This is a genomic window from Streptomyces sp. NBC_01618, assembly GCF_045209435.1.
Classification (GTDB): domain Bacteria; phylum Actinomycetota; class Actinomycetes; order Streptomycetales; family Streptomycetaceae; genus Streptomyces.
The window spans coordinates 1,118,469-1,142,910 of sequence record NZ_CP109297.1; the positions used below are offsets into that span (position 1 = coordinate 1,118,469).

The 24,442-nt window shown below is 65.7% G+C and carries 16 protein-coding genes, 3 rRNA genes and 1 riboswitch; of the genes, 4 read left to right on the forward strand and 15 right to left on the reverse strand.

Annotation, left to right across the window (positions count from 1 at the left end; translation table 11 throughout):
- Positions 1-23: 23 nt before the first annotated feature.
- On the forward strand, positions 24-1,814 hold the full coding sequence (locus tag OH735_RS05355; protein WP_406379908.1) for a substrate-binding and VWA domain-containing protein: 1,791 nt from the start codon (positions 24-26) through the stop codon (positions 1,812-1,814).
- A 110-nt stretch (positions 1,815-1,924) separates the two neighbouring features.
- On the opposite strand, the gene OH735_RS05360 is transcribed toward OH735_RS05355, so the two are convergent.
- Complete coding sequence (locus OH735_RS05360) at positions 1,925-3,430, reverse strand: glutamate-cysteine ligase family protein (protein ID WP_406379910.1); 1,506 nt, start codon at positions 3,428-3,430, stop codon at positions 1,925-1,927.
- Positions 3,431-3,912: 482 nt separating this feature from the next.
- Here OH735_RS05360 and OH735_RS05365 point away from each other — a divergent pair, with 482 nt between their 5' ends.
- The gene (locus tag OH735_RS05365; RefSeq protein WP_406379912.1) at positions 3,913-4,506 is read left to right on the forward strand and encodes a hypothetical protein; all 594 of its coding nucleotides are present in this window, start codon (positions 3,913-3,915) and stop codon (positions 4,504-4,506) included.
- Between the two features lie 322 nt (positions 4,507-4,828).
- A complete protein-coding gene (locus tag OH735_RS05370) occupies positions 4,829-5,035 on the forward strand; it encodes a DUF5999 family protein (protein WP_093897298.1) in 207 nt (68 codons plus the stop codon).
- A gap of 86 nt (positions 5,036-5,121) precedes the next feature.
- On the opposite strand, the gene gcvP is transcribed toward OH735_RS05370, so the two are convergent.
- Positions 5,122-8,007, reverse strand: a complete 2,886-nt coding sequence (gene gcvP, locus OH735_RS05375; RefSeq protein WP_406379914.1) for an aminomethyl-transferring glycine dehydrogenase — start codon at positions 8,005-8,007, stop codon at positions 5,122-5,124.
- A gap of 192 nt (positions 8,008-8,199) precedes the next feature.
- Positions 8,200-8,296, reverse strand: a riboswitch (glycine riboswitch).
- 113 nt (positions 8,297-8,409) lie between these two features.
- Here gcvP and OH735_RS05380 point away from each other — a divergent pair.
- Complete coding sequence (locus OH735_RS05380; RefSeq protein ID WP_327276384.1) at positions 8,410-8,778, forward strand: PRC-barrel domain-containing protein; 369 nt, start codon at positions 8,410-8,412, stop codon at positions 8,776-8,778.
- Here OH735_RS05380 and OH735_RS05385 read toward each other — a convergent pair.
- From OH735_RS05385 to OH735_RS05445, 13 genes are all read right to left on the reverse strand, one after another.
- Positions 8,703-10,157, reverse strand: coding sequence for a DNA polymerase IV (locus OH735_RS05385; protein WP_406379916.1), 1,455 nt, complete (start codon positions 10,155-10,157; stop codon positions 8,703-8,705). The two genes, OH735_RS05380 and OH735_RS05385, sit on opposite strands and share 76 nt — an antisense overlap.
- Positions 10,158-10,214: 57 nt before the next feature.
- Positions 10,215-10,832 (reverse strand): MerR family transcriptional regulator, encoded by a 618-nt coding sequence (locus OH735_RS05390; protein WP_384458310.1) that lies wholly within the window; start codon positions 10,830-10,832, stop codon positions 10,215-10,217.
- Positions 10,833-11,000: 168 nt separating this feature from the next.
- On the reverse strand, positions 11,001-11,474 hold the full coding sequence (locus OH735_RS05395; protein ID WP_006123076.1) for a bifunctional nuclease family protein: 474 nt from the start codon (positions 11,472-11,474) through the stop codon (positions 11,001-11,003).
- Between the two features lie 53 nt (positions 11,475-11,527).
- Positions 11,528-12,271, reverse strand: a complete 744-nt coding sequence (locus tag OH735_RS05400; RefSeq protein WP_406379918.1) for a MerR family transcriptional regulator — start codon at positions 12,269-12,271, stop codon at positions 11,528-11,530.
- A 17-nt stretch (positions 12,272-12,288) separates the two neighbouring features.
- Positions 12,289-13,077 carry an FHA domain-containing protein gene (locus OH735_RS05405; RefSeq protein WP_406379920.1) on the reverse strand — a complete coding sequence of 263 codons (789 nt, stop codon included), beginning with the start codon at positions 13,075-13,077 and terminating at the stop codon, positions 12,289-12,291.
- Between the two features lie 190 nt (positions 13,078-13,267).
- Positions 13,268-14,056, reverse strand: a complete 789-nt coding sequence (locus OH735_RS05410; RefSeq protein WP_406379922.1) for a DUF881 domain-containing protein — start codon at positions 14,054-14,056, stop codon at positions 13,268-13,270.
- A 5-nt stretch (positions 14,057-14,061) separates the two neighbouring features.
- Positions 14,062-14,394 (reverse strand): small basic family protein, encoded by a 333-nt coding sequence (locus tag OH735_RS05415; protein ID WP_003970459.1) that lies wholly within the window; start codon positions 14,392-14,394, stop codon positions 14,062-14,064.
- Positions 14,391-15,254: a DUF881 domain-containing protein gene (locus OH735_RS05420; RefSeq protein ID WP_406386423.1), complete on the reverse strand. Its 864-nt coding sequence runs from the start codon at positions 15,252-15,254 to the stop codon at positions 14,391-14,393. The genes OH735_RS05415 and OH735_RS05420 overlap by 4 nt, the downstream gene beginning before the upstream one ends.
- 149 nt (positions 15,255-15,403) lie before the next feature.
- Positions 15,404-17,899 (reverse strand): sugar phosphate nucleotidyltransferase, encoded by a 2,496-nt coding sequence (locus tag OH735_RS05425; protein ID WP_406379924.1) that lies wholly within the window; start codon positions 17,897-17,899, stop codon positions 15,404-15,406.
- A 113-nt stretch (positions 17,900-18,012) separates the two neighbouring features.
- Positions 18,013-18,621, reverse strand: coding sequence for a CDP-alcohol phosphatidyltransferase family protein (locus tag OH735_RS05430; RefSeq protein WP_362207353.1), 609 nt, complete (start codon positions 18,619-18,621; stop codon positions 18,013-18,015).
- 148 nt (positions 18,622-18,769) lie between these two features.
- A 5S ribosomal RNA gene (gene rrf / locus OH735_RS05435) occupies positions 18,770-18,886 on the reverse strand.
- Positions 18,887-18,963: 77 nt separating this feature from the next.
- A 23S ribosomal RNA gene (locus OH735_RS05440) occupies positions 18,964-22,088 on the reverse strand.
- A 296-nt stretch (positions 22,089-22,384) separates the two neighbouring features.
- A 16S ribosomal RNA gene (locus OH735_RS05445) occupies positions 22,385-23,910 on the reverse strand.
- The 16S, 23S and 5S rRNA genes sit together here, the layout of an rRNA operon.
- Between the last annotated feature and the right edge of the window lie 532 nt (positions 23,911-24,442).

Genomic DNA, 24,442 nt, shown 5'->3' on the forward strand with positions numbered 1-24,442 from the left:
CCTCAAGGAGGGGCACCACCGAGATGGGACGTCACAGCTTGCCCGACGACTACGCGACCGATAGAAGCGGGGACGGCCCGCTGCAGCGCCGTCGGCGCACCGTTGCGATCGCGACCACGCTCGTCCTCGCGGTGGCGGCGGGAACGGTAGTCGCGGCGCGGGGCGGCCTGCTGTCGTTCTCGAAGTCCTGCGAGGACTCCGCCGTACATCTCACCATGGTGGCCTCTCCGGACATCGCCCCCGCTGTGCGGGCCGTCGCCGACAAGGCGCGCGAGGACGATCTGAGATCCGACGGCCGCTGCCTGTATGTACGGGTCGTCGCGCGGGATTCCTACAAGGTCGCCGACGCCATCGCCTCCGGCACCCGTACGCCGGACTACCAGATCTGGCTGCCCGACTCCGACCTCTGGCTCGACCGGGCCAAGGGCTCCGGCGACGGCATTCCGATCACCGGCGGTGATTCCATCGCCTCCTCCCCCGTCACCATGGCCATGGTGCTGTCCGCGGCCAAGAAGCTCGGCTGGCCGAAGAAGAAGTACTCGTGGGCCGAACTGACGGCCGCGGCCCTGGACTCGGACAAGGTGCGCCTGGGCTCGGCGGACCCGGCACGCAGCGCCACCGGGCTGCTCGCCCTCTCCAGCATCGGTACGTCCTCCGAGAAACAGGGCGGTGACAGCGACACCAGGGTCGCGGCGACCGCCAAGCTGCTCGCGCAACGCATGTCGGACGGCGACACCCAGGTGCTGGAAACACTGGCGCAGAGCGATTCGGGCGCCGAGCAGGGCAATCCGTACCGCAACCAGGCGGTGCTCCTCTCCGAGCAGGCCGCGTTCGCCCACAACGCGGAGTCGACCGGCGGCGGAAGGCTCGCTCTCTTCTACCCCAAGGACGGCACCCCGCTGCTCGACTATCCGTACACGCTGGTCGACGAGACCAGGATGAGTACGGCCGAGGGCCGGGCAGCGCTGCGGTTCATGACGCTGCTGAACGAGCCGGGCGCGCAAGCCACCCTGAAGAAGCACGGCTTCAGGAACGCGGACGGGACGGCCGGGGAGTCGGTGGTCGCATCGGCGGGCGGCAGCAAGCCCCAGCCGTACGCCACCGCGGCCACCGCGGCGCCGTCCGCCGAGGACCTCCAGCAGACGCTCGGCATGTGGACGATCACGGTACAGAGCGCGCGGCTGACGACGGTTGTCGATGCCTCGGGTTCGATGTCCACGATCGTGCCGGGGCGCAACCAGTCCCGGATGGATGTCACCAAAGCGTCCCTGATCCAGGCCCTCAACCAGTTCACCCCGAACGACGAGATCGGGCTCTGGGAGTTCGCCACCACGCTCGACGGCGACAAGGACTACCGCAGGCTCGTTCCGACCGGCCGGCTCGGCGATCCGGCGAAGGGCGGCGGTACGCACCGGGAGAGGCTCGCGGCGGCCTTCTCCGCGCTGCAGCCGGTGCCGGGCGGCGCGACCGGCCTGTACGACACCGCTCTGGCCGCGTACAAGGACGCCCAGGCGACGTATGTGAAGGGCAAGTTCAACGCGGTGGTGATCCTCACCGACGGCTCGAACCAGGACGACCGCTCCATCTCCCGCAGCGCCCTGATCGCGGAACTGAAGCGGATCGCCGACCCGGAGCGCCCCGTGCCGCTCCTCGCCATCGCGGTCGGCCCGGAGGCCGACCGCGAAGAAGTGAACGAGATAGCGAAGGTGACCGGCGGCGGGGGCTACCAGGTCACCGACCCCGCAGATATCCAGGCCGTGATTCTGCAGGCCGTCATGACGGCCGGGCAGAGCAGCCACGCCGCCCAGGAGTAGCCCTCCGCGCGGACGTGAACCGCGGCGGACGACGTCGGCCGGGAGCTGTGGCGGCCCGCCGACGCCCGCCACAACGGCTGCCCGTCACGACGACACCCGCCACGACGAGATCACCGCCCCAAAACGCCCGTCGGCCAGCTGTGCACGGGCTCGCCGCTGTGCATCAGTTCGGCGTACCGGCGGGTGGTCGCGGCCAGTGCGGCATGCCGTTCGAGCCCGGTCTCCCGCGCCCGGTGGTAGGTGTCCACCTGCCAGGACGCCCCGTTCACCCGTCGCCTGCAGCGCTCCTCGATGACCCCGAGATAGCGGTCCCGGTCCGCGGGCTCGATGTTCCAGGCATCGAGCCCCGCGGCGGCCAGCGGCAGCAGTTCGTCCCGTACGAGCTTGACGGCCGGCACCCGGGTCATCCCGCCCGAGCGGCCCGGACGCGGCCAGATCAGCTCCGCGTCGATGCCGTGGCGGCACGCGGCGTCGAAGTTCTCGGCCGCCGCTGCGAACGGCATCCTGGTCCACAACGGACGGGACTCCTCGGCGAGCGCCCGTACGAGCCCGTAGTAGAGCGCGGCATTGGCGATCACATCGGTGACGGTGGGGCCGGCGGGCAGGACCCGGTTCTCCACCCGCAGATGGGGTACGCCGTCGGCCAGGCCGTACACGGGCCGGTTCCAGCGGTAGACCGTGCCGTTGTGGAGCACCAGTTCCTGCAACTGCGGCACCCCGCCCTCGTCCAGCACCCGCAGCGGTTCCTCCTCGTCGCAGATCGGCAGCAGTGGGGGGAAGTAGCGCAGGTTCTCCTCGAAGAGCTCGTACCCCGAACCGATCCACCGCTCGCCGAACCAGGTCCTGGGCCGCACCCCCTGGTTCCGGAGTTCGGGCGGTCTGGTGTCCGTGGCCTGCTGGAAGAGCGGCGGCCGCGACTCCCGCCACAGCTCCCTGCCGAACAGGAAGGGGGAGTTGGCACCGAGGGCGATCTGGACCCCGGCGACGGCCTGCGCCGCGTTCCAGACGGCCGCGAAGCGCGCCGGCGTCACCTGCAGATGCAGCTGAACCGATGTGCAGGCGGCCTCGGGGGTGATCGAGGAGGAGGAGCAGACCAATCGCTCCACGCCGCGTATATCGAGGGAGAAATCCTCGCCCCGCGCAGCCACCATTTGATCGTTCAGCAGTGTGTAGCGGTCCGCGTCCGAGAGGTTCGCCGCAACGAGGTCCGCCTGCCCAAGGGTGGGCAGAATTCCGATCATCATGATCCCGGCATCGACCTCGCCCGCCTTCCGGTGGGCATATCCGAGGCCGGTCCTGAGCTCTTCGGCCAGCTGATCGAAAACGCGTCCGTCCAGGTGGTGCGGGACTATGTTCACTTCCAGATTGAACATCCCGAGTTCGGTCTGGAAATCACGGCTCGCGATGCGCGGGAGCACCTCCCCATTCATCATCTTCGGCAGGCCGTCGGCGCCCGCCAGATTCAGTTCGATCTCCATGCCCATGAAGTTGCGAGGGCGGTCGAACCTCCGTTCCTTCAGGAGCCTCTCCAGTCCCTCCAGGCACTGATGGAGCTTCCTCCGGTACCTGTGCGGATCGGACAGATCAAAGGCGCCCCCAACGACCTTCTCCCCCATCGAAGCGTCCCTCCCTCGAGTGGGCGGCCCGCGGCCCAGGCCGCTCGCGTCACGGTCGATAATGCCCAGCCGGGTGATCCATAACGCCCCGCGATCGCCGCGCACCCAGTAATCTGAGTGCGGCCGTCCGGGGCACATTCCGTCGGCATGGCACAGTTCGCTGTTTCCACCACCAGGCACGCGGCGAAAACAGCGACGCGTTTCGGCCGACCGCATCGAGGGAAATATCCCTGGCGGCGGCTGCGCCGTCGACGACGAATCAGCTTAATCTCCGCATAATAAAGTCTTGATACCGCCTTGTCGGCAATACCTGCGACGGCTAGTGGAATCACCGCATGAACACGTGTCGTATAAACTTCGCGGACGAGGCAGAGAGTTGACGCACCGGCCCAGTCACCGGCCTCCTCTGGCCCCGCATGCCGACAGCGCCGTCTGCACCCGCCCACGCATCACCGTGTCTCCGAAGTGAGAGGCGACCCACTATGCCGCTGCTTGTTCCCCCGGCTCCCGCGCCCGCTCTCCGCAGCGTTCTCGCGGCACTCGGTTCACCCACCGCAGTCCGCGAGGCCCGCACACCGGCTCTGCGATCCGCCCACGGGCCGCTGAGCCCCGAACTTCCGCTCCCCGTCCATGTACTGGAGCGGATCGGCCCGAGCGGGCTCGCACCCACCACCCGGCTCACCGCGTGGCGGTTCGTGATCCGCAGCTCCGAGCAGGCGGTCGCGGCGGCGGACACCGTGCTCACTCCGGACGGCTGGACCTTCTCGCACTTCTTCGAGGGCCCGTACATCGCCTCGACCGAGCTCGCCCTGCGCCAGGCCGAGACGGTGACACCGCACTACCAGCCACGGCTGCTGTCCATTCCCGAGCTCTACATGCTCGCGCTGTGGCTGCACGGCGACGCCGATGCCGACGCGGCCGGTGGCACACTCGCCCCCGCCGATCTCCTGGTGCCGCTGGCCCCAGCCCCACCGGGAATCGCGGCCCACCGCCCGCACCGGGTCGCCGATCTGCTCCGCGTGATGACGCTGCGCATCACCCCGGGCCCCGGCCCCCTGCTCGGATCGCCGGCCTGACAGCGGCCGCGCCCCACACCGCAGCGCTGGGCCCCGCCACCCTCTCCGGTGGTGGGGCACAGCGCTGCGGGGAGCCCGTCCCGCCCATCTGGACTAGCCCGGTCCGGCCACCCCGAACCACCCGAAGTGACAGTGCAGTTGCGGTGAACCGTCCGGCCGGGTGACGCGTCCTCGGAGGAAGGAGAAGTGCTGCTGCGAAATCCCTGCGGATTGAGGCCCGTGGGGCAACACTGGGACCGGACCGATCGATACGGGGGAAGCGGCCATGAACACCTCGTCAAGCCGCAGGACATTCACTACACCGCAGCGAAAGAACCCAGCCATGTGCCAGCACCAGCCACCATGTCCGACCGCCGACTCAGCCGACCGGGAAGCCGCCCGCCTGACGGCACACCACCCGGAACAGGGCTGGAGCCTGCTGTGCAACGGCGTCCTGCTCTTCGAGGACACCGGTGAGCTGCTCCCGGACGGGCAGATCATCGCCCCGCACCGGCCCCTGGAGACCGGCCGGGTGATGAAGGCCGCCTGACCCGGCTTGTACGAACTGGGGCCGGCCCGGAGAGAACTCCGCACCGGCCCCGACGCATGTCCGCGTCACGCCCTGCCGCTCATGCCTCAGTTGTCGTACTCGTCCAGCGGAGGGCAGGAGCAGACGAGGTTACGGTCGCCGAAGGCGCCGTCGATCCGGCGCACCGGCGGCCAGTACTTGTCGGCGGCCGAGACACCGGCCGGGAAGACCGCCACCTCACGGCTGTAGCCGTGCTCCCACTCCCCGCCCAGCATCGCCGCGGTGTGCGGAGCGTTGCTCAGCGGGTTGTCGTCCGCGCTCCATTCGCCGGAGGCCACCTTCTCGACCTCGCCGCGAATGGCGATCATCGTGTCGCAGAAGCGGTCGAGCTCCGCGAGGTTCTCGCTCTCGGTCGGCTCGATCATCAGCGTCCCGGCGACCGGGAACGACATGGTCGGCGAGTGGAAACCGTAGTCGATCAGACGCTTGGCGATGTCGTCGACGGTGACGCCGGTGGCCTTGGAGATGGGCCGCAGGTCCACGATGCACTCGTGCGCCACCAGCCCGGCCGGGCCGTTGTACAGGATCGGGTAGTGCGGTTCGAGGCGCTTGGCGATGTAGTTGGCGGCGAGTACGGCGACCTGCGTCGCCCGCTTCAGGCCCTCACCACCCATCAGGCGTACGTACGCCCAGGAGATGGGGAGAATGCCGGCCGAGCCCCACGGAGCGGCCGAGATCGGTCCGACACCGGTCTCCGGACCCGCCGCGGGCTGCAGCGGGTGGTTCGGCAGGTACGGCGCGAGGTGCGCGCGCACACCGACCGGGCCGACGCCGGGGCCGCCGCCGCCGTGCGGGATGCAGAAGGTCTTGTGCAGGTTCAGGTGCGAGACGTCGCCGCCGAACCGGCCTGGCTTGGCGAGGCCGACCAGCGCGTTGAGGTTGGCACCGTCGACGTACACCTGACCGCCTGCGTCGTGCACCTCTGCGCAGATGTCCGCGACGTGCTCCTCGAAAACCCCGTGCGTCGACGGGTACGTGATCATGAGCACGGCGAGCTCGTTGCGGTGCGTCTCGATCTTGGCGCGGAGGTCTTCGATGTCGACCTCGCCGTCGTCGGCGGTCTTCACCACGACGACCTTCATCCCGGCCATCACGGCGCTGGCGGCGTTGGTGCCGTGCGCGGAGGACGGGATGAGGCAGACGGTCCGCTGGTCGTCGCCGTTGGCCCGGTGGTAGGCCCGTACGGCCAGGAGACCGGCGAACTCGCCCTGCGAGCCGGCGTTCGGCTGGATCGAGACGGCGTCGTAGCCGGTGACCTCGGCGAGGCGCTCCTCCAGCTCACGGATGAGGGTGAGGAAGCCCGACGCCTGGTCGGCCGGCGCGAAGGGGTGCAGCGCGCCGAACTCGGGCCAGGTGATCGGCTCCATCTCGGTGGTCGCGTTCAGCTTCATGGTGCAGGAGCCGAGCGGGATCATGCCGCGGTCCAGGGCATAGTCCCGGTCGGCGAGCTTGCGCAGGTAGCGCAGCATCGCCGTCTCGGAACGGTGCTGGTGGAAGACCGGGTGGGTGAGGATCTCGTCGGTGCGCAGCAGGCCCTCGGGCAGCGCGTCGGCAGCCGCGGCGTCCAGCTCCTCGATGTCCCCGTCGGCGCCGAACGCGGCCCAGACGGCGGCGATCTGCGTACGGGTGGTGGTCTCGTCACAGGCGAGGGAGACGAGGTCCGTGTCGACGAGCCGCAGGTTGACACCGCGCTCGCGGGCGTCGGCCACGACTTCGTCGGCCTTCCCGGGAACGCGCACGGTGAGGGTGTCGAAGTAGGCGCCGGTCACGACGTCGATGCCACTGGCGCGCAGGCCCTCGGCCAGGATCGTCGCGTAGCGGTGGGTGCGCAGGGCGATCGTCCGCAGCCCGTCCGGGCCGTGGTAGACGGCGTACATCCCGGCCATGACGGCGAGCAGCACCTGAGCCGTGCAGATGTTGCTGGTGGCCTTCTCGCGGCGGATGTGCTGCTCGCGGGTCTGCAGCGCCAGCCGGTAGGCCTTGTTGCCGTCCGCGTCGACGGAGACGCCGACGAGGCGGCCGGGCAGGCTGCGGGCGAACTTCTCGCGTACGGCCATGAAGCCGGCATGCGGTCCGCCGAAGCCCATCGGCACGCCGAAACGCTGCGTGGTGCCGACCGCGATGTCCGCGCCCAGGTCGCCCGGTGAGGTGAGCAGGGTCAGGGCCAGCAGGTCGGCGGCGACCGTGACGATCGCACCCAGTTCGTGGGCCTGCTCGATCAACGGCTGGATGTTCCGCACCGCTCCGGAGGCGCCCGGGTACTGCACCAACACACCGAAGACGCCACGCTCGGCGATCTCCGCCGGGATGCCGTCGGAGAGGTCGGCGACGACGACCTCGACGCCGGAGGGCTCGGCGCGGGTCTCGATGACGGCGACCGTCTGCGGCAGGGCGTCGGCGTCGACCAGGAAGACGCCGTTCCTGACCTTGCCTACGCGCCGCGAGAGCGCCATGGCCTCGGCGGCCGCGGTGCCCTCGTCGAGCAGCGAGGCGCCGGAGGTGGGCAGCCCGGTCAGCTCGGCGACCACCGTCTGGAAGTTGAGGAGCGCCTCCAGGCGGCCCTGCGAGATCTCCGGCTGGTACGGCGTGTAGGCCGTGTACCAGGCGGGGTTCTCCATGACGTTACGCAGGATCACGGGCGGGGTGAAGGTGCCGTAGTAGCCGAGCCCGATCATCGGGGCCAGCACCTGGTTGCGGTCGGCCAGGGCGCGCAGCTCGGCGAGGACCTCGGCCTCGGTGCGGGCGGCCGGCAACCGGAGTGCCTCCGCGCTCTTGATGACATCGGGCACCGCGGCCGCGGTCAGCTCGTCCAGTGAGCCGTAACCGACCTGGGCGAGCATCTTCGACTGCGCCTCTTCATCGGGACCGATGTGGCGCTGTTCGAACGGAATACCCTGCTCCAGCTGGGAGAGCGGAGTGCGACGGGGGGTCATGATGGAGGCCTCCTGGTCTGTCACGACCTGCGAGGGGCACCACGGCGCGGGTGCCCGGACGGCCTCCCCCTCTGTCATCTCAACCTGAGAGCTTCACCGGCGCGCCTTGTGGCGTACCGGCTTTCACCGTCGGTGAGGAAGGGAACCGACGGCGCTCGGCCGCACGGAACCCGCCCTGCTTTCCAGAGTGACCTCGTCCGCGCGGTACGGGGGCCTGAGAGATTCCGGGGAGGATTTGCTCCTTCGGCGCCTCCGGATTCGCTCCGGAGGACTCTCCCGCACGGGGTCAGCAGCCATCACCAGCCTACCAGCGGGGTTCGTGGCGGAATTCTCGAGTGGCCAACCCCCTGGATCTGCACTTTTGTAGTGCTTGTGGAGTAGCCGCGACCAGTGGGAGGGACCGTGCAGACCGACATCGATCCGCGCAGCCTGATCGGCCGCAAGGCGTTCGACCGCAAGGGCACCAAGATCGGAACCGTGGACGAGGTGTACCTCGACGACGCAACCGGTGTGCCCGAGTGGGCAGCCGTACGCACCGGACTTTTCAGCCGGGACGCGTTCGTCCCGCTGGAGCCCAGCGAGTTCGTGGAGGATTCGCTCCGCGTCCCCTTCGACCGGGCACTGATCAAGGACGCACCCGACTTCGGCGTCGGTCGCCATCTCTCGCCGGAACAGGAGCTCCAGCTCTACCGGCACTACGGTCTGGACTCCCCGCCCGAGGAGACCGGCCCGGACAGGGACTTCGGCAGACTGGCCGGCCAGGACGAGTAGTCCGCCGGGTTCCGCACCAGCGGCAGCGGATCGGCCGGCCGCAACTGCGCGTCGTCGATCCGGAAGGTACGCACCCGGCCGGGCGCCGACTCCGGTTCCTCGAACCGCACCGTGACCCGGCCGACACCGCTGCCCTGCACCCAGCCATGGCCGTAGACGTCATGGCGCACGTCGTGTCCGGCGGGCCAGCGCCGCGCGGCGAGCTGTTCGGCGGTCTCGGGGGGCTCCTCCCCCGCACCGCCGGCCGGCTCGTCCCTCTCGTCACCCGCTTCCTCCTGGGCCGCTTCCCCGGTCGCGGCCCGCTCACCGGCGGCCTGCGCAAAGAGGTCCTCCTGCGTGTAATCGGCGAGCCCCGTGACGCCCACCCCCAGGAGCCGTACGCCTCCGGTGGTGTCCACGGCCGCCAGGAGCCGCGCGGCGGCCTCCCGGACCACGGTGGGGTCGTCAGTGGGCCCACGGAGCGTCTCGGACCTCGTGAGCGTGGAGAAGTCGTACCGTCGCACCTTCAGCACCACCGTCCGCCCGGACCGCCCGGCACCCCGCAGCCGCTGGACGCATCGGCCGGCCAGCCGCTCCACCTCCGTCCTGACCCGCACCCGGTCGTGCAGGTCCGCGTCGAAGGTGTCCTCGACCGACACGGATTTCGCGTCCCGCTCCGCGACGACGGGCCGGTCGTCGTACCCGAACGCCATCCGGTGGAGCGAGCCGCCGTGCGCCTTTCCCAGCAGGCGTACGAGCTCCGCCTCACCCGCCTCGGCCAGGTCACTGACGGTCGTCATCCCGGCGCGGCGCAGGTGGTCCGCCGTCGCGGGCCCGACGCCGGGGAGGATCCGTACCGGCATCGGTGCGAGCAGCTCCCGCTCCGTGCCCGGCTCCATGAGCCGCAGCCCGTCCGGTTTGGCCTGCTCCGACGCGATCTTGGCCAGCATCTTGGAGCCGGCGAGCCCGACCGAGCCGGTCAGCCCGGTGACCGCCTTGATGGCCGTACGCAGCTGCCCGCCGATCTCCAGCGCGGAAGCCGTGTCATCGGCCGCCCCGCCGGCTTCCAGGTCCACGAAGGCCTCGTCCAGGCTGAGCGGCTCGACCAGCGGCGAGAGCCGCCCCAGCAGCTCCATCACCTGGTCGCTGACCGTCCGGTACAGCAGGAAGCGGGGCACCAGATAGGCCGCGTTGGGGGCCAGCCGCCGGGCCTGCGCCATGGGCATCGCCGAATGGACTCCGAAGCGCCGTGCCTCGTACGACGCGGTGGCGACCACTCCGCGTGGCCCCAGCCCACCGACCACGACCGGCTTTCCGCGCAGGCTGGGCTTCGCCGCCTGCTCTGCAGAGGCGTAGAAGGCATCCATGTCGAGATGCAGGATGGTGGGCGCGGCTCTCACATCAATCGATGCTGCCGCATGGCACTGACAATCGCCGCGCCCGATTCCTCGCCCCGGTCAGCCGGCGCGGTTGCGCCGTCGCGCGAGCTCATCGGTGGGGTTGTTCCCGACGAGTGTCTCGCCGGTGTCCACGCGCTCTCCGTGCAGTTGCGACAGGGCGACGTCGACGTCCTGCCACACCACGCCCACGGCAATGCCGAAAACCCCCTGGCCGCCCTGGAGCAAGTCGACGACCTCGTCGGGCGAGGAGCACTCGTAGACCGTCGCCCCGTCGCTCATCAGCGTCATCCGCTCCAGATCCTGGAACCCGCGGGCCCGCAGATGCTGAACCGTGGTGCGAATGTTCTGCAGGGCGACGCCCGTGTCCAGGAAACGCTTGACGATCTTCAGCAGGACGACGTCCCGGAAGCTGTAGAGCCGCTGTGTGCCCGAGCCGTATGCCGGACGGACGCTCGGCTCGACGAGCCCCGTGCGCGCCCAGTAGTCGAGCTGCCGATAGGTGATCCCCGCAGCCGCACACGCTGTCGGCCCCCGATAGCCGATGTCGTTGGCCGATGCCACGCCGCCCCCCGCCACCGCCGCCGGTTGAACCGGTTGCCTGATGGTGTGGTCGGCTGTACTCCCCTGCTGCGGATACGGCCCACCCGCTGCCGTACCGTCGCCGCTGCTTCTCACGCCGACCTCCGTCCTTGACCTGCCATCTCGAAGGTAGGCAGTCACTCGGGGTGCGTCAACGATCGCCACACTCGGCACGCCGAGTGATAATCACCCTGAGGGTGGTTTCCCGTGACTCGCGAGGGGGAAAGGCTTGTCGAATGCGCTGACGGCGGCCCCGTAGAACGGTCACTGACTGTTGGTGCCGAAGTCCTCCGGTGAGATCTGATCGAGGAACTCGCGGAACTTCTCCACCTCGTCCTCCTGTTCGTCCGGGATGGCGATGCCTGCGTCGTCGAGCACCCCGTCGCTGCCGTAGATCGGCGTTCCGGTGCGCAGCGCCAGCGCTATGGCGTCGGACGGCCGCGCGCTCACCTCGACCCCGCTGGCGAAGACCAGCTCCGCGTAGAACACCCCTTCGCGCAGGTCCGTGATGCGGACCTCGGTGAGCTCCTGGCCGACGGCCTCGAGCACATCCTTGAAGAGATCATGGGTCAGCGGCCTGGCCGGAGCCATGCCCTGCTGGGCAAAGGCGATCGCGGTCGCCTCACCAGGACCGATCCAAATGGGGAGGTACCGGTCGCCTCCCACTTCACGCAGGAGCACGATCGGTTGGTTCGAGGGCATTTCCACCCGGACACCCACAACGTCGAGCTCGTTCACACAGCAACCCTAGGACGTGCTCGGCAGGTTTGGGTAGTCGGGCACCGACGAGATCAGTGGAACCGGACCTTCAGAGCGGTCTGCACCAGGGCCGAGTGAAGCCTTACGGACAACTCGGCGAGCTCCCGCGCGGTGGCCTCGGCATGCGCTCTGGTCTGCGGATTCCGGTGCCGCCGCAGGGGCGCAACCACCTGCTCGATCAGTCCCGCCTCGCGGTCGGCGGCGGCCCGGATGGCCCGGAGGTGACGCGGTTCCAGACCGAATCGGCCCAGATCCGCCACAAGCTTGGCCACCGTGACCATCTCGGCGTCGTAGCCGCCCTCGCCGCTCGGAGCGACCAGGCCGTACGACTCCCACTCATCGAGGTCACTCTCGGTGACCTCGGTCACCGCGAGCAGCTCGGCACGGCCGATCCGGGCCGCGGTCGCCCTCCCGGAGTCAGCGTCCCAGCCGCCACCGGTCAGGTCCCGGGGGCAACCTCCGGAAGGCAGGGCGGACTGCTCGCCGCGGGCGAGGGCGTCCAGATGCTCGCGGATGACCTTCAGCGGGAGGTAGTGATCCCGCTGCATACGCAGCACCTGCGCGAGCCGCTCCACGTCGGCCGCACGGAACTTGCGGTAGCCGGAGGGGGTCCGTTGCGGCTCGACGAGCCCCTCGGCCTCCAGGAAGCGAATCTTGGAGATCGTGACTTCGGGAAACTCGTCCCGCAGCTGCAGGAGCACCGTACCGATGCTCATCGGGCGGTCGTCCGCGCTGGCGGTGCCGTGACCGGCACCGCCCGTCGGTGTTCTCAGCATGGACCTTCCCTGACGGGTCAGATGCCCCGCTGGCTCGCATAGAAGACCAGCCGGTACTTGCCGATCTGCACTTCGTCGCCGTTGGACAGGGCAACGGAGTCGATGCGCTCGCGGTTGACGTAGGTGCCGTTGAGGCTGCCCACATCCCCGACCGTGAAGCTGCCGTCGGGGCTCCTGCGGAACTCCACATGCCTCCTCGACACCGTCACGTCGTCGAGGAAGATGTCGCTCTGCGGGTGGCGGCCGGCCGTGGTCAGCTCGCTGTCCAGCAGGAAGCGACTGCCGGAGTTCGGACCGCGCCGCACCACGAGCAGCGCCGAGCCGAGCGGAAGTGCGTCGACAGCGGCCTGCGCCTCGGGCGAGAGGGACGGTGCGAGCGTCTGCCCGGTGGCCTCCGCCTCGTACGCCTCGAGGCCTGAGATGGAAATGGTCGAGGTCGTCTCCGAGGCACGCTCGGGAATTCCGCCCTTCAGCGGCGCACCGCAGTTGGAGCAGAAACGACTGGCCTCGGCGTTGCGATGCCCGCACCTCGTACAGACCGGCATGGACGAACCCTCCTGCCTCGGGGTAAACCCTCCACCTGTACCTGAGGTTGACGGTTCTCCGAAACCTATGCGGCCGGCACCGGCAGGGTCAACAGACGACGCGCCGGAAGCACCCGAATTGTCACTGCCCGAACCCGACACCTGATCGCGGAAGAGCGGGCGCTCCGAGCCCTGCTCATCTGCCTGGCCATGGCGCGGTGCGCGATGGCGGGCAGCCTCATCGCGAGCGCTCTTGCCGAACAACTTCCCAAACAACTTCACGGGCGATTCCCCTTGACCGAAATAGACCCGCCCGTGGGGCAGGACGAACCCTGAATGAACACACCTGCCGACCCGGACATCTTCACAACGTCCGTATCCACTCGACAGTTTCCACCACGCACCACCATTACGATGCGGCGACCCCCCGCAACCGCCTGCCCATGTCCTTCGCTCCCTCGGTGCCGCGGCCTCACGGGGACGACGACCGAGCGTAGTCAGGCCGCTCTGCCGGTCGCAAGACATCCACAACGATGTCGTCGGCCTGCTCAACACGCACGGTGGCCTGCTCCTTCTCCAGTGTCTGCACCACACCGCCGGGGATGTTCAGCGCAGGCTCCAGGTCCTGGGGCTTGCCGATCACCTTGAACACGTACGGCGCGGTGATCTTACGGCCGTCGACCTTGACCTTGCCGCCGTCACCGGAGAAGTACGTATTGGCCACGACTCTGACGCCGTTGACCTCGATCGCCTCGGCGCCAGCCGCACGCAACTCCTGGAGCGCATCGAGCAGCATGTCCGCCTTGACTCCGTCTCCCGGGTCGTTGACGGTGAGGGTAATCCCGGGCCCGTGTGCGGCCACGGTGCCCGCGAGGACACCGAGTTGCCGTTCCTTCTCCACCGTCTGCTTGCGCGCCTCCTCGGCCTGGTCGGAGCTGTTCTCCAGTTCCGTGCGCTGAGCGTCGAGACGCTGCTTCTCGTCCTCCAGGCGCTGTGTGCGGTCGTCCAGCTCGTCGAGAATGCGGACGAGGTCCTCCTGGCGGGCACCTCTCAGTGCGCTGTTGTCGCTGTTCGAGCGGACCTGAATGGCCAGCCCCAGGCCGAGGACGAACAGCAGCAGCGCGACGATGAGTTGGGCCCGTGTCACCCGCGGCGGCCACAGCCCGGCGATGAGCCGCTGACGCCCGGTGAGCTCCTTGACAGCGTCGGCGGGCTGCTCGCCGGGCTGCTCCTTGCCGCTGGGAAGTTCTTCGTTGCTCATCGGCCTCAGGCCCGGAAGACGTGCCGGCGGATGGCCGCGGCGTTGGAGAAGATCCGGATCCCGAGCACGACCACCACACCGGTGGAGAGCTGCGCGCCGACGCCCAGCTTGTCGCCCAGGAACACGATCAGTGCGGCCACCACGACATTCGACAGGAACGACACGACGAACACCTTGTCGACAAAGATTCCGTCGAGCATGGCCCGCAGACCACCGAAGACTGCGTCGAGAGCAGCCACCACGGCGATCGGAAGATAGGGCTCGACCACCGCCGGCACCTCGGGCCGGACCAACAGTCCGACCACGACTCCCACGACGAGGCCCAGTACGGCGATCACGATGTGCCCTTCCCTCTCTCCGCCGCACCACTGCCGGTGTCTGCGGCCTTGTAAGGCTCTGCTGTTCGTACGATCAGGCTCGGCGCGACCGGGAGGCTCACCCTGTCCTGGACGGACATGCTCGTCCGGATGTCGAAGGTGTCCTTGAGCGCCTGCAGATACTGGCCGTCGTCACTGTCCTGGAACGCGCTGCTCAACGGCTTCCCGTCCCCCACCGCCAGCACCGTGTACGGCGGCACGAGCGGTCTGTTGTCGACCAGTATGGCGTCGCCGGCCGCGCGGATCGCCGACAGGGCGGTCAGACGCTGCCCGTTGATCGCGATCGCTTCCGCACCGGACTGCCACAGGCCGTTGACGACCCGCTGCAGGTCCCGGTCACGGACTCGCCCGGTGTCGGAGAAGCCGCTGGTCTCCCTCGGCCCGCCACCACCCTGGTCGGTGCCCTTGGCATCGTCGACGACGAGTTTTACGCCGGGCCCTTCCACCGGTGTCGCTCCGGCGAGCAACGCCACCAGCTCCCCCTGGTCCCCGCCGTGCTTCTCCAACGCCTTGCGCTGTCGACTGCCCACATCGTCCCGGAGCTTGTCGACCTGGGCCTCGAGGTTGTCCGCCGCCGCGGTCTCCTCACCGATACGGTCGATCAGTTCCTCGCGCTCCTTGGCGAGGACCGGCGCGGCGACGCGTGCCTGCGCGGCGCCGAGCGTGACGACAAGGGCAGCGAGCACCAGACAGGCGGCGAGGCCGAGCTTGGTCTTGAGTGTGCGGGGCAGTCCCGCGCTCCCGTCGGCCTTGCGCCGCGCCGATGCCTCGGCGTACCCGTCGTCGAGGCTGTGGTCCATCACATTGGTCAGCAGCGACATGGACGCGTCGGGGCGCGAGGCGGTACTCCGATCGGGGGGCTGCTGCGACATGCCGCACATCGTCGCACGTCGCCACTGCTACCGCCGAATGGCCCCACCGGTGTGCCTGGAGGCGTCGCTCAAAGCCTCCGGGCACACCGGTGGAACCCTCATTGACCTGCGCTGTCCACGACCGCTGCCCATTCGTCCAGCAACGCCTGCGCGGAGGCGTCGTCCGGACCCTCGGCCCACAAATGGGTGACCGCCTCGGCCGGGTCCGGAAGCACCATCACCCATCGCCCGTCGGCCTCGACGACCCGCACGCCGTCCGTCGTGTCGACACTGCGGTCCCCGGCGGCCTCCACGACCCGGCGCATGACCATGCCCTTGACGGCCCAGGGTGTGGCCAGGTCACGCCGCAGGACGTGGGCACGGGGAATGCGGGCATCGATCTGGCTGAGCGTGAGCTGGGTCCTGGCGACGAGCCCGAGGAGCCTCACGAATGCCGCGGAGCCGTCGAAGACGCTGCTGAATTCGGGAACGATGAAGCCGCCGCGGCCGTCTCCACCGAAGATGGTGCCTTCCTCACGTCCCACACGTGTCAGGTCGTCGGGCGATGTCGTCGTCCATTCGACCTGCGTGCCGTGGTACGCCGCGACCTGCTCGGCGACCCGCGTGGTGGTCACCGGCAACGCCACCCGCCCGCTGCGCCGCTCGGCGGCCACGAGGTCGAGCATCACCAGGAGCGCCCGGTCGTCCTCCACGATCCTGCCCCGTTCGTCGACCAGGGAGAGCCGCTCACCGACCGGATCGAATCGCACCCCGAATGCGGCCCGTGCCGAGGAGACGATCTCGCCCAGCCGCACCAGTCCGGACCGCCGGGTTTCGGCGGATTCGGTGGGCCGCGATTCGTCCAGGCCGGGATTGATGGTCAACGCGTCCACGCCGAGCCGTCCGAGCAGGCTGGGAAGGACGAGCCCAGCACTGCCGTTGGAGGCGTCGACGACGACTTTGAGAGCCGCGTCGGCGATCCCGGCGGTGTCCACGTTCCGCAGCAGCGAGCCGGTATACGAGTCGAAGACGCTGGACGGGAAGTGCAGGTCCCCGATCTCCCCCGGGAAGGCCCGTCGGTACTCCTGACGTGCGTAGACCCGGTCCAGCTTCCGCTGGCGTGCCTGCGAGAGGTCCGCGCCCCGCTCGTCGAAGAACATGATGTCGACCGAGTCGGGCACCCCGGGGGACGTACGGATCATGATCCCGCCGGCACTGCCACGCGCGGTCTGCTGGCGCGCGACGGGCATCGGTACGTTCTCCAGGTCCCGTACGTCGATGGCGCTGGCCTGAAGCGCTGAGATCACCGCTCTCTTCAGCGCACGGGCACCGCGGGAGTGGTCACGTGCGGTGGTGACCGTCGACCCCTTCTTGAGAGTTGTGGCATACGCTCCGGCGAGCCGGACCGCCAGCTCCGGCGTGATCTCGACGTTCAGAATCCCGGACACACCACGGGCCCCGAAGAGATGAGCCTGCCCCCGTGATTCCCAGATCACCGAGGTATTGACAAAGGCACCGGCCTCGATGGTCTTGAACGGGTAGACCCGAACATTTCCCTGAACGATCGATTCCTCACCGACCAGACACTCGTCGCCGATGACCGCGCCGTCCTCGATACGGGCGGCCCGCATGACGTCGGTGTTCTTACCGATCACGCATCCGCGCAGGTTGCTGTGCTGACCGATGTAGACGTTGTCGTGCACCACGGCTTTGTGCAGAAAAGCGCCGCTCTTGACAACGACGTTGGACCCGATGACCGTGTGTTCGCGAATCTCCACGCCGGCTTCGATTTTTGCGTAGTCCCCGATGTACAAGGGGCCCCGCAGTACCGCGTCGGGATGCACTTCGGCGCCTTCCGCGACCCATACGCCCGGCGAGATCTCGAAGCCGTCGATCTCAACGTCGACCTTACGCTCGAGAACGTCGGCTTGGGCCTTCACATAGCTCTCGTGGGTGCCGACGTCCTCCCAGTAGCCCTCGGCGACATAGCCGTAGATGGGCTTGCCTTCCTTCATGAGCTGCGGGAAGACATCACCGGACCAGTCCACGGAGACGTCGGCCTCGACATAGTCGAAAACCTCGGGCTCCATGACGTAGATGCCTGTGTTGACGGTGTCCGAGAAGACCTGACCCCAGGTGGGCTTTTCCAGGAAACGTTCGACCTGGCCTGCTTCGTCGACGATGGTGATGCCGAATTCCAACGGATTCGGCACCCGCGTCAGGCACACCGTCACCAGCCCACCCTTTTCCTTGTGGAAGGCGATGAGGTCGGTGAGATCGAAGTCGGTGAGTGCATCACCGGAAATCACGAGGAAGGTGTCGTCCTTCAGCGCTTCCTCAGCATTCTTCACGCTCCCCGCGGTGCCGAGCGGTTTCTCCTCATTGGCGTAACTGAGCTCCATCCCGAGCTCTTCGCCGTCCCCGAAGTAGTTCTTGACCAACGAGGCGAGAAACTGGACCGTTACGACGGTCTCATTGAGCCCGTGTCGCTTGAGCAGCCGAAGCACATGTTCCATGATCGGTCGATTGGCGACGGGCAGAAGCGGCTTGGGCATGCTTGAGGTCATGGGACGAAGACGAGTGCCTTCGCCGCCAGCCATCACGACGGCCTTCATGTCGGAAACGTCCTCCTTGAACAGACGACGGTTTGGCCGACTTCGCCCGTCGGGGCGCTATCCGAATCATCAGCGGCGGGCCGGCCACTCTGCGCGGCACCGCGTCAACGAGCTCAATCGGCTACTGCATCCGCCTTGACGAGTCTGCGGACCTGAACCACGTAGAGGATCCCTGCCCACCAGTAGAGCGTTGTACCCCAACCTGCGAACGCCCATCCGAAAACGGCGGCCAGAGATGCAAGCCAACCACTTCCATCGCTGAGCAGCAACAAGGGGAACGCGTACATCAGATTGAACGTGGCGGCCTTCCCCAGGAAGTTCACCTGGGGTGGCGGATAGCCATGACGGCGAAGGATTCCCACCATCACGAGGAGCATCAGTTCGCGGGCCAGAAGTGCCGCGGTGAGCCAGAGCGGCAGGATCTCCCGCCAGGTCAGGCCGACGAGGGTCGAAAGAATGTAGAGGCGGTCCGCGGCAGGATCCAGGAGCCGGCCGAGGCTGCTGATCTGGTTCCACCGGCGAGCGAGCTTACCGTCGAGGTAGTCGCTGACCCCGCTGAGCATCAGCACCAGCAGTGCCCAGCCATCGCTCTTGGGCCCGCCGAACTCGGGGCGAAGAATCAGCCACAGGAAGAGCGGAACCCCGACAAGGCGAGCCATGCTGAGGATGTTGGGGATGGTGAGTACCCGGTCCGTCTGGACCCGAGTCTCCTGGACCTCCACCCGGGGGCCTCCTGTGTGAAGAACGTGCCAATGATGCCCCCTGACCCTACCCTCAGCCACCGGCACCGGGTGCACGGGGGTATCGCAAAAACTCATGAACGCAGAAAAGCCCCGTGCCACAAGGGCACGGGGCTTTCCCGTAAAAGGAGTTCGGCGGCGTCCTACTCTCCCACAGGGTCCCCCCTGCAGTACCATCGGCGCTGAAAGGCTTAGCTTCCGGGTTCGGAATGTAACCGGGCGTTTCCCTAACGCAATGACCACCGAAACACTATGAAATTAACCAACACCGGAACAACACGGCCGTTCGTTATTTCAGAACAAACACAGTGGACGCGAGCAACTGAGGACAAGCCCTCGGCCTATTAGTACCAGTCAGCTCCACCCGTTACCGGGCTTCCACATCTGGCCTATCAACCCAGTCGTCTACTGGGAGCCTTAACCAATCAAGTTGGTGGGAATACTCATCTCGAAGCAGGCTTCCCGCTTAGATGCTTTCAGCGGTTATCCTTTCCGAACGTAGCCAACCAGCCATGCCCTTGGCAGAACAACTGGCACACCAGAGGTTCGTCCGTCCCGGTCCTCTCGTACTAGGGACAGCCCTTCTCAATATTCCTACGCGCACAGCGGATAGGGACCGAACTGTCTCACGACGTTCTAAACCCAGCTCGCGTACCGCTTTAATGGGCGAACAGCCCAACCCTTGGGACCGACTCCAGCCCCAGGATGCGACGAGCCGACATCGAGGTGCCAAACCATCCCGTCGATATGGACTCTTGGGGAAGATCAGCCTGTTATCCCCGGGGTACCTTTTATCCGTTGAGCGACAGCGCTTCCACAAGCCACTGCCGGATCACTAGTCCCGACTTTCGTCCCTGCTCGACCCGTCGGTCTCACAGTCAAGCTCCCTTGTGCACTTACACTCAACACCTGATTGCCAACCAGGCTGAGGGAACCTTTGGGCGCCTCCGTTACTCTTTAGGAGGCAACCGCCCCAGTTAAACTACCCATCAGACACTGTCCCTGATCCGGATCACGGACCCAGGTTAGACATCCAGCACGACCAGAGTGGTATTTCAACGACGACTCCACAACCACTGGCGTGGCCGCTTCAAAGTCTCCCACCTATCCTACACAAGCCGAACCGAACACCAATATCAAACTGTAGTAAAGGTCCCGGGGTCTTTCCGTCCTGCTGCGCGAAACGAGCATCTTTACTCGTAGTGCAATTTCACCGGGCCTATGGTTGAGACAGTCGAGAAGTCGTTACGCCATTCGTGCAGGTCGGAACTTACCCGACAAGGAATTTCGCTACCTTAGGATGGTTATAGTTACCACCGCCGTTTACTGGCGCTTAAGTTCTCAGCTTCGCCGACCCGAAAGTCGGCTAACCGGTCCCCTTAACGTTCCAGCACCGGGCAGGCGTCAGTCCGTATACATCGCCTTACGGCTTCGCACGGACCTGTGTTTTTAGTAAACAGTCGCTTCTCGCTGGTCTCTGCGGCCACCCCCAGCTCGGAGAGCAAGTCTCCTCACCAGTGATGGCCCCCCTTCTCCCGAAGTTACGGGGGCATTTTGCCGAGTTCCTTAACCATAGTTCACCCGAACGCCTCGGTATTCTCTACCTGACCACCTGAGTCGGTTTAGGGTACGGGCCGCCATGAAACTCGCTAGAGGCTTTTCTCGACAGCATAGGATCATCCACTTCACCACAATCGGCTCGGCATCAGGTCTCAGCCTTAACGTGTGACGGATTTACCTACCACACGGCCTACACCCTTACCCCGGGACAACCACCGCCCGGGCTGGACTACCTTCCTGCGTCACCCCATCGCTTACCTAATACAAGTCTGGTTCGTCGGCTCCACCACTACCCTCAACTCCGAAGAGATCGGGCCGGCTTCACGGACTTAGCATCGCCTGATTCAGTATTGGGCGTTTCAAAGCGGGTACCGGAATATCAACCGGTTGTCCATCGACTACGCCTGTCGGCCTCGCCTTAGGTCCCGACTTACCCTGGGCAGATCAGCTTGACCCAGGAACCCTTAGTCAATCGGCGCACACGTTTCTCACGTGTGTATCGCTACTCATGCCTGCATTCTCACTCGTGAACCGTCCACAACTCGCTTCCGCGGCTGCTTCACCCGGCACACGACGCTCCCCTACCCATCCGTACTCCCGTTGGGGATACATGTACGAATGACACGACTTCGGCGGTACGCTTGAGCCCCGCTACATTGTCGGCGCGGAATCACTTGACCAGTGAGCTATTACGCACTCTTTCAAGGATGGCTGCTTCTAAGCCAACCTCCTGGTTGTCTCTGCGACTCCACATCCTTTCCCACTTAGCGTACGCTTAGGGGCCTTAGTCGATGCTCTGGGCTGTTTCCCTCTCGACCATGGAGCTTATCCCCCACAGTCTCACTGCCGCGCTCTCACTTACCGGCATTCGGAGTTTGGCTAAGGTCAGTAACCCGGTAGGGCCCATCGCCTATCCAGTGCTCTACCTCCGGTAAGAAACACACGACGCTGCACCTAAATGCATTTCGGGGAGAACCAGCTATCACGGAGTTTGATTGGCCTTTCACCCCTAACCACAGGTCATCCCCCAGGTTTTCAACCCTGGTGGGTTCGGTCCTCCACGAAGTCTTACCTCCGCTTCAACCTGCCCATGGCTAGATCACTCCGCTTCGGGTCTTGAGCGTGCTACTCAACCGCCCTATTCGGACTCGCTTTCGCTACGGCTTCCCCACACGGGTTAACCTCGCAACACACCGCAAACTCGCAGGCTCATTCTTCAAAAGGCACGCAGTCACGACTGCATGTGCAAGCACATACAGCGACGCTCCCACGGCTTGTAGGCACACGGTTTCAGGTACTATTTCACTCCGCTCCCGCGGTACTTTTCACCATTCCCTCACGGTACTATCCGCTATCGGTCACCAGGGAATATTTAGGCTTAGCGGGTGGTCCCGCCAGATTCACACGGGATTTCTCGGGCCCCGTGCTACTTGGGTGTCTCTTAAACGAGCCGTCAATGTTTCAGCTACGGGGGTCTTACCCTCTACGCCGGACCTTTCGCATGTCCTTCGCCTACATCAACGGTTTCTGACTCGTCTCACAGTCGGCAGACTATGAAAAAGAGATCCCACAACCCCGCATGCGCAACCCCTGCCGGGTATCACACGCATACGGTTTGGCCTCATCCAGTTTCGCTCGCCACTACTCCCGGAATCACGGTTGTTTTCTCTTCCTGAGGGTACTGAGATGTTTCACTTCCCCTCGTTCCCTCCACACTGCCTATGTGTTCAGCAGCGGGTGACAGCCCATGACGACTGCCGGGTTTCCCCATTCGGACACCCCCGGATCAAAGCTTGGTTGACAGCTCCCCGGGGCCTATCGTGGCCTCCCACGTCCTTCATCGGTTCCTGGTGCCAAGGCATCCACCGTGCGCCCTTAAAAACTTGGCCACAGATGCTCGCGTCCACTGTGCAGTTCTCAAACAACGACCAGCCACCCGTCACACACCACACAAGCGGTGCTTTACCGGGGCCGGCAACTGAAGGCGACCTCACGGCCGTACCCTCAGATACCCAACAACGTGCCCGACCCGACAAGCCATCACCCACGTTCCACGCCGAAGCAGTACTAGTGAACAACAACCCATCGTGCCGAATAGTCAACGTTCCACCCATGAGCTGACCACCGTCGAACATTTGCCGACGTAGTGGCTCTGGATTCCTTACGGAATCTAGATGCTCCTTAGAAAGGAGGTGATCCAGCCGCACCTTCCGGTACGGCTACCTTGTTACGACTTCGTCCCAATCGCCAGTCCCACCTTCGACAGCTCCCTCCCACAAGGGGTTGGGCCACCGGCTTCGGGTGTTACCGACTTTCGTGACGTGACGGGCGGTGTGTACAAGGCCCGGGAACGTATTCACCGCAGCAATGCTGATCTGCGATTACTAGCAACTCCGACTTCATGGGGTCGAGTTGCAGACCCCAATCCGAACTGAGACCGGCTTTTTGAGATTCGCTCCGCCTCGCGGCATCGCAGCTCATTGTACCGGCCATTGTAGCACGTGTGCAGCCCAAGACATAAGGGGCATGATGACTTGACGTCGTCCCCACCTTCCTCCGAGTTGACCCCGGCAGTCTCCTGTGAGTCCCCATCACCCCGAAGGGCATGCTGGCAACACAGAACAAGGGTTGCGCTCGTTGCGGGACTTAACCCAACATCTCACGACACGAGCTGACGACAGCCATGCACCACCTGTACACCGACCACAAGGGGGGCACCATCTCTGATGCTTTCCGGTGTATGTCAAGCCTTGGTAAGGTTCTTCGCGTTGCGTCGAATTAAGCCACATGCTCCGCTGCTTGTGCGGGCCCCCGTCAATTCCTTTGAGTTTTAGCCTTGCGGCCGTACTCCCCAGGCGGGGAACTTAATGCGTTAGCTGCGGCACCGACGACGTGGAATGTCGCCAACACCTAGTTCCCAACGTTTACGGCGTGGACTACCAGGGTATCTAATCCTGTTCGCTCCCCACGCTTTCGCTCCTCAGCGTCAGTAATGGCCCAGAGATCCGCCTTCGCCACCGGTGTTCCTCCTGATATCTGCGCATTTCACCGCTACACCAGGAATTCCGATCTCCCCTACCACACTCTAGCCTGCCCGTATCGACTGCAGACCCGGGGTTAAGCCCCGGGCTTTCACAACCGACGCAACAAGCCGCCTACGAGCTCTTTACGCCCAATAATTCCGGACAACGCTTGCGCCCTACGTATTACCGCGGCTGCTGGCACGTAGTTAGCCGGCGCTTCTTCTGCAGGTACCGTCACTTTCGCTTCTTCCCTGCTGAAAGAGGTTTACAACCCGAAGGCCGTCATCCCTCACGCGGCGTCGCTGCATCAGGCTTTCGCCCATTGTGCAATATTCCCCACTGCTGCCTCCCGTAGGAGTCTGGGCCGTGTCTCAGTCCCAGTGTGGCCGGTCGCCCTCTCAGGCCGGCTACCCGTCGTCGCCTTGGTAGGCCATCACCCCACCAACAAGCTGATAGGCCGCGGGCTCATCCTTCACCGCCGGAGCTTTCAACCCCGTCCCATGCGGGACAGAGTGTTATCCGGTATTAGACCCCGTTTCCAGGGCTTGTCCCAGAGTGAAGGGCAGATTGCCCACGTGTTACTCACCCGTTCGCCACTAATCCACCCCGAAGGGCTTCATCGTTCGACTTGCATGTGTTAAGCACGCCGCCAGCGTTCGTCCTGAGCCAGGATCAAACTCTCCGTGAATGTTTTCCCGTAATCGGGACAACACAACACGAGAGCGGAACGATCAGCCGGAATAAGACCGATCGTCCACAGCGTCCTCGCTGTGTAAATTGCCCACCGGGTCAGTGACCCTGTAGGACTTTCAAAGGAACCACCAACCTGCCGAAGCAGGCCGGGGTATCAACATATCTGGCGTTGACTTTTGGCACGCTGTTGAGTTCTCAAGGAACGGACGCTTCCTTTGTACTCACCCGCAGAACATTCTCTCGGGCTTTCCTCCGGGCTTTTCCCTTCGGTCTTGCGTTTCCGACTCTATCAGACTCTTTCGTGTCCAATTCCCGGTCGAAGCGGGGTTGCTTTCCAGTTCTTCGCTTTCGCGTTTCCCTTTCCGGCGAGTCCGACTCTATCAGGCCTTTCCTTTCCCCTTGACCAGCCTCCTGCAGACATGCAGGTGCCAATCCGGGTTAGAGTCGGGGCTTAAAAAGTCGCTGCCGACCCCCGACTCAAAGTCGTGCTGGGGCCAGGCAGGAATACGACAGTACAGGTAGTCGGG

What these genes read in the sequence shown, in the direction of transcription:
- OH735_RS05355 (WP_406379908.1), top strand. Translation starts at nt 24, where the DNA reads ATGGGACGTCACAGCTTGCCCGACGACTACGCGACCGATAGAAGCGGG.
- OH735_RS05360 (WP_406379910.1), bottom strand. Translation starts at nt 3,430, where the DNA reads ATGGGGGAGAAGGTCGTTGGGGGCGCCTTTGATCTGTCCGATCCGCAC.
- OH735_RS05365 (WP_406379912.1), top strand. Translation starts at nt 3,913, where the DNA reads ATGCCGCTGCTTGTTCCCCCGGCTCCCGCGCCCGCTCTCCGCAGCGTT.
- OH735_RS05370 (WP_093897298.1), top strand. Translation starts at nt 4,829, where the DNA reads ATGTGCCAGCACCAGCCACCATGTCCGACCGCCGACTCAGCCGACCGG.
- gcvP (WP_406379914.1), bottom strand. Translation starts at nt 8,007, where the DNA reads ATGACCCCCCGTCGCACTCCGCTCTCCCAGCTGGAGCAGGGTATTCCG.
- OH735_RS05400 (WP_406379918.1), bottom strand. Translation starts at nt 12,271, where the DNA reads ATGCTGAGAACACCGACGGGCGGTGCCGGTCACGGCACCGCCAGCGCG.
- OH735_RS05410 (WP_406379922.1), bottom strand. Translation starts at nt 14,056, where the DNA reads ATGAGCAACGAAGAACTTCCCAGCGGCAAGGAGCAGCCCGGCGAGCAG.
- OH735_RS05420 (WP_406386423.1), bottom strand. Translation starts at nt 15,254, where the DNA reads ATGTCGCTGCTGACCAATGTGATGGACCACAGCCTCGACGACGGGTAC.
- OH735_RS05425 (WP_406379924.1), bottom strand. Translation starts at nt 17,899, where the DNA reads ATGAAGGCCGTCGTGATGGCTGGCGGCGAAGGCACTCGTCTTCGTCCC.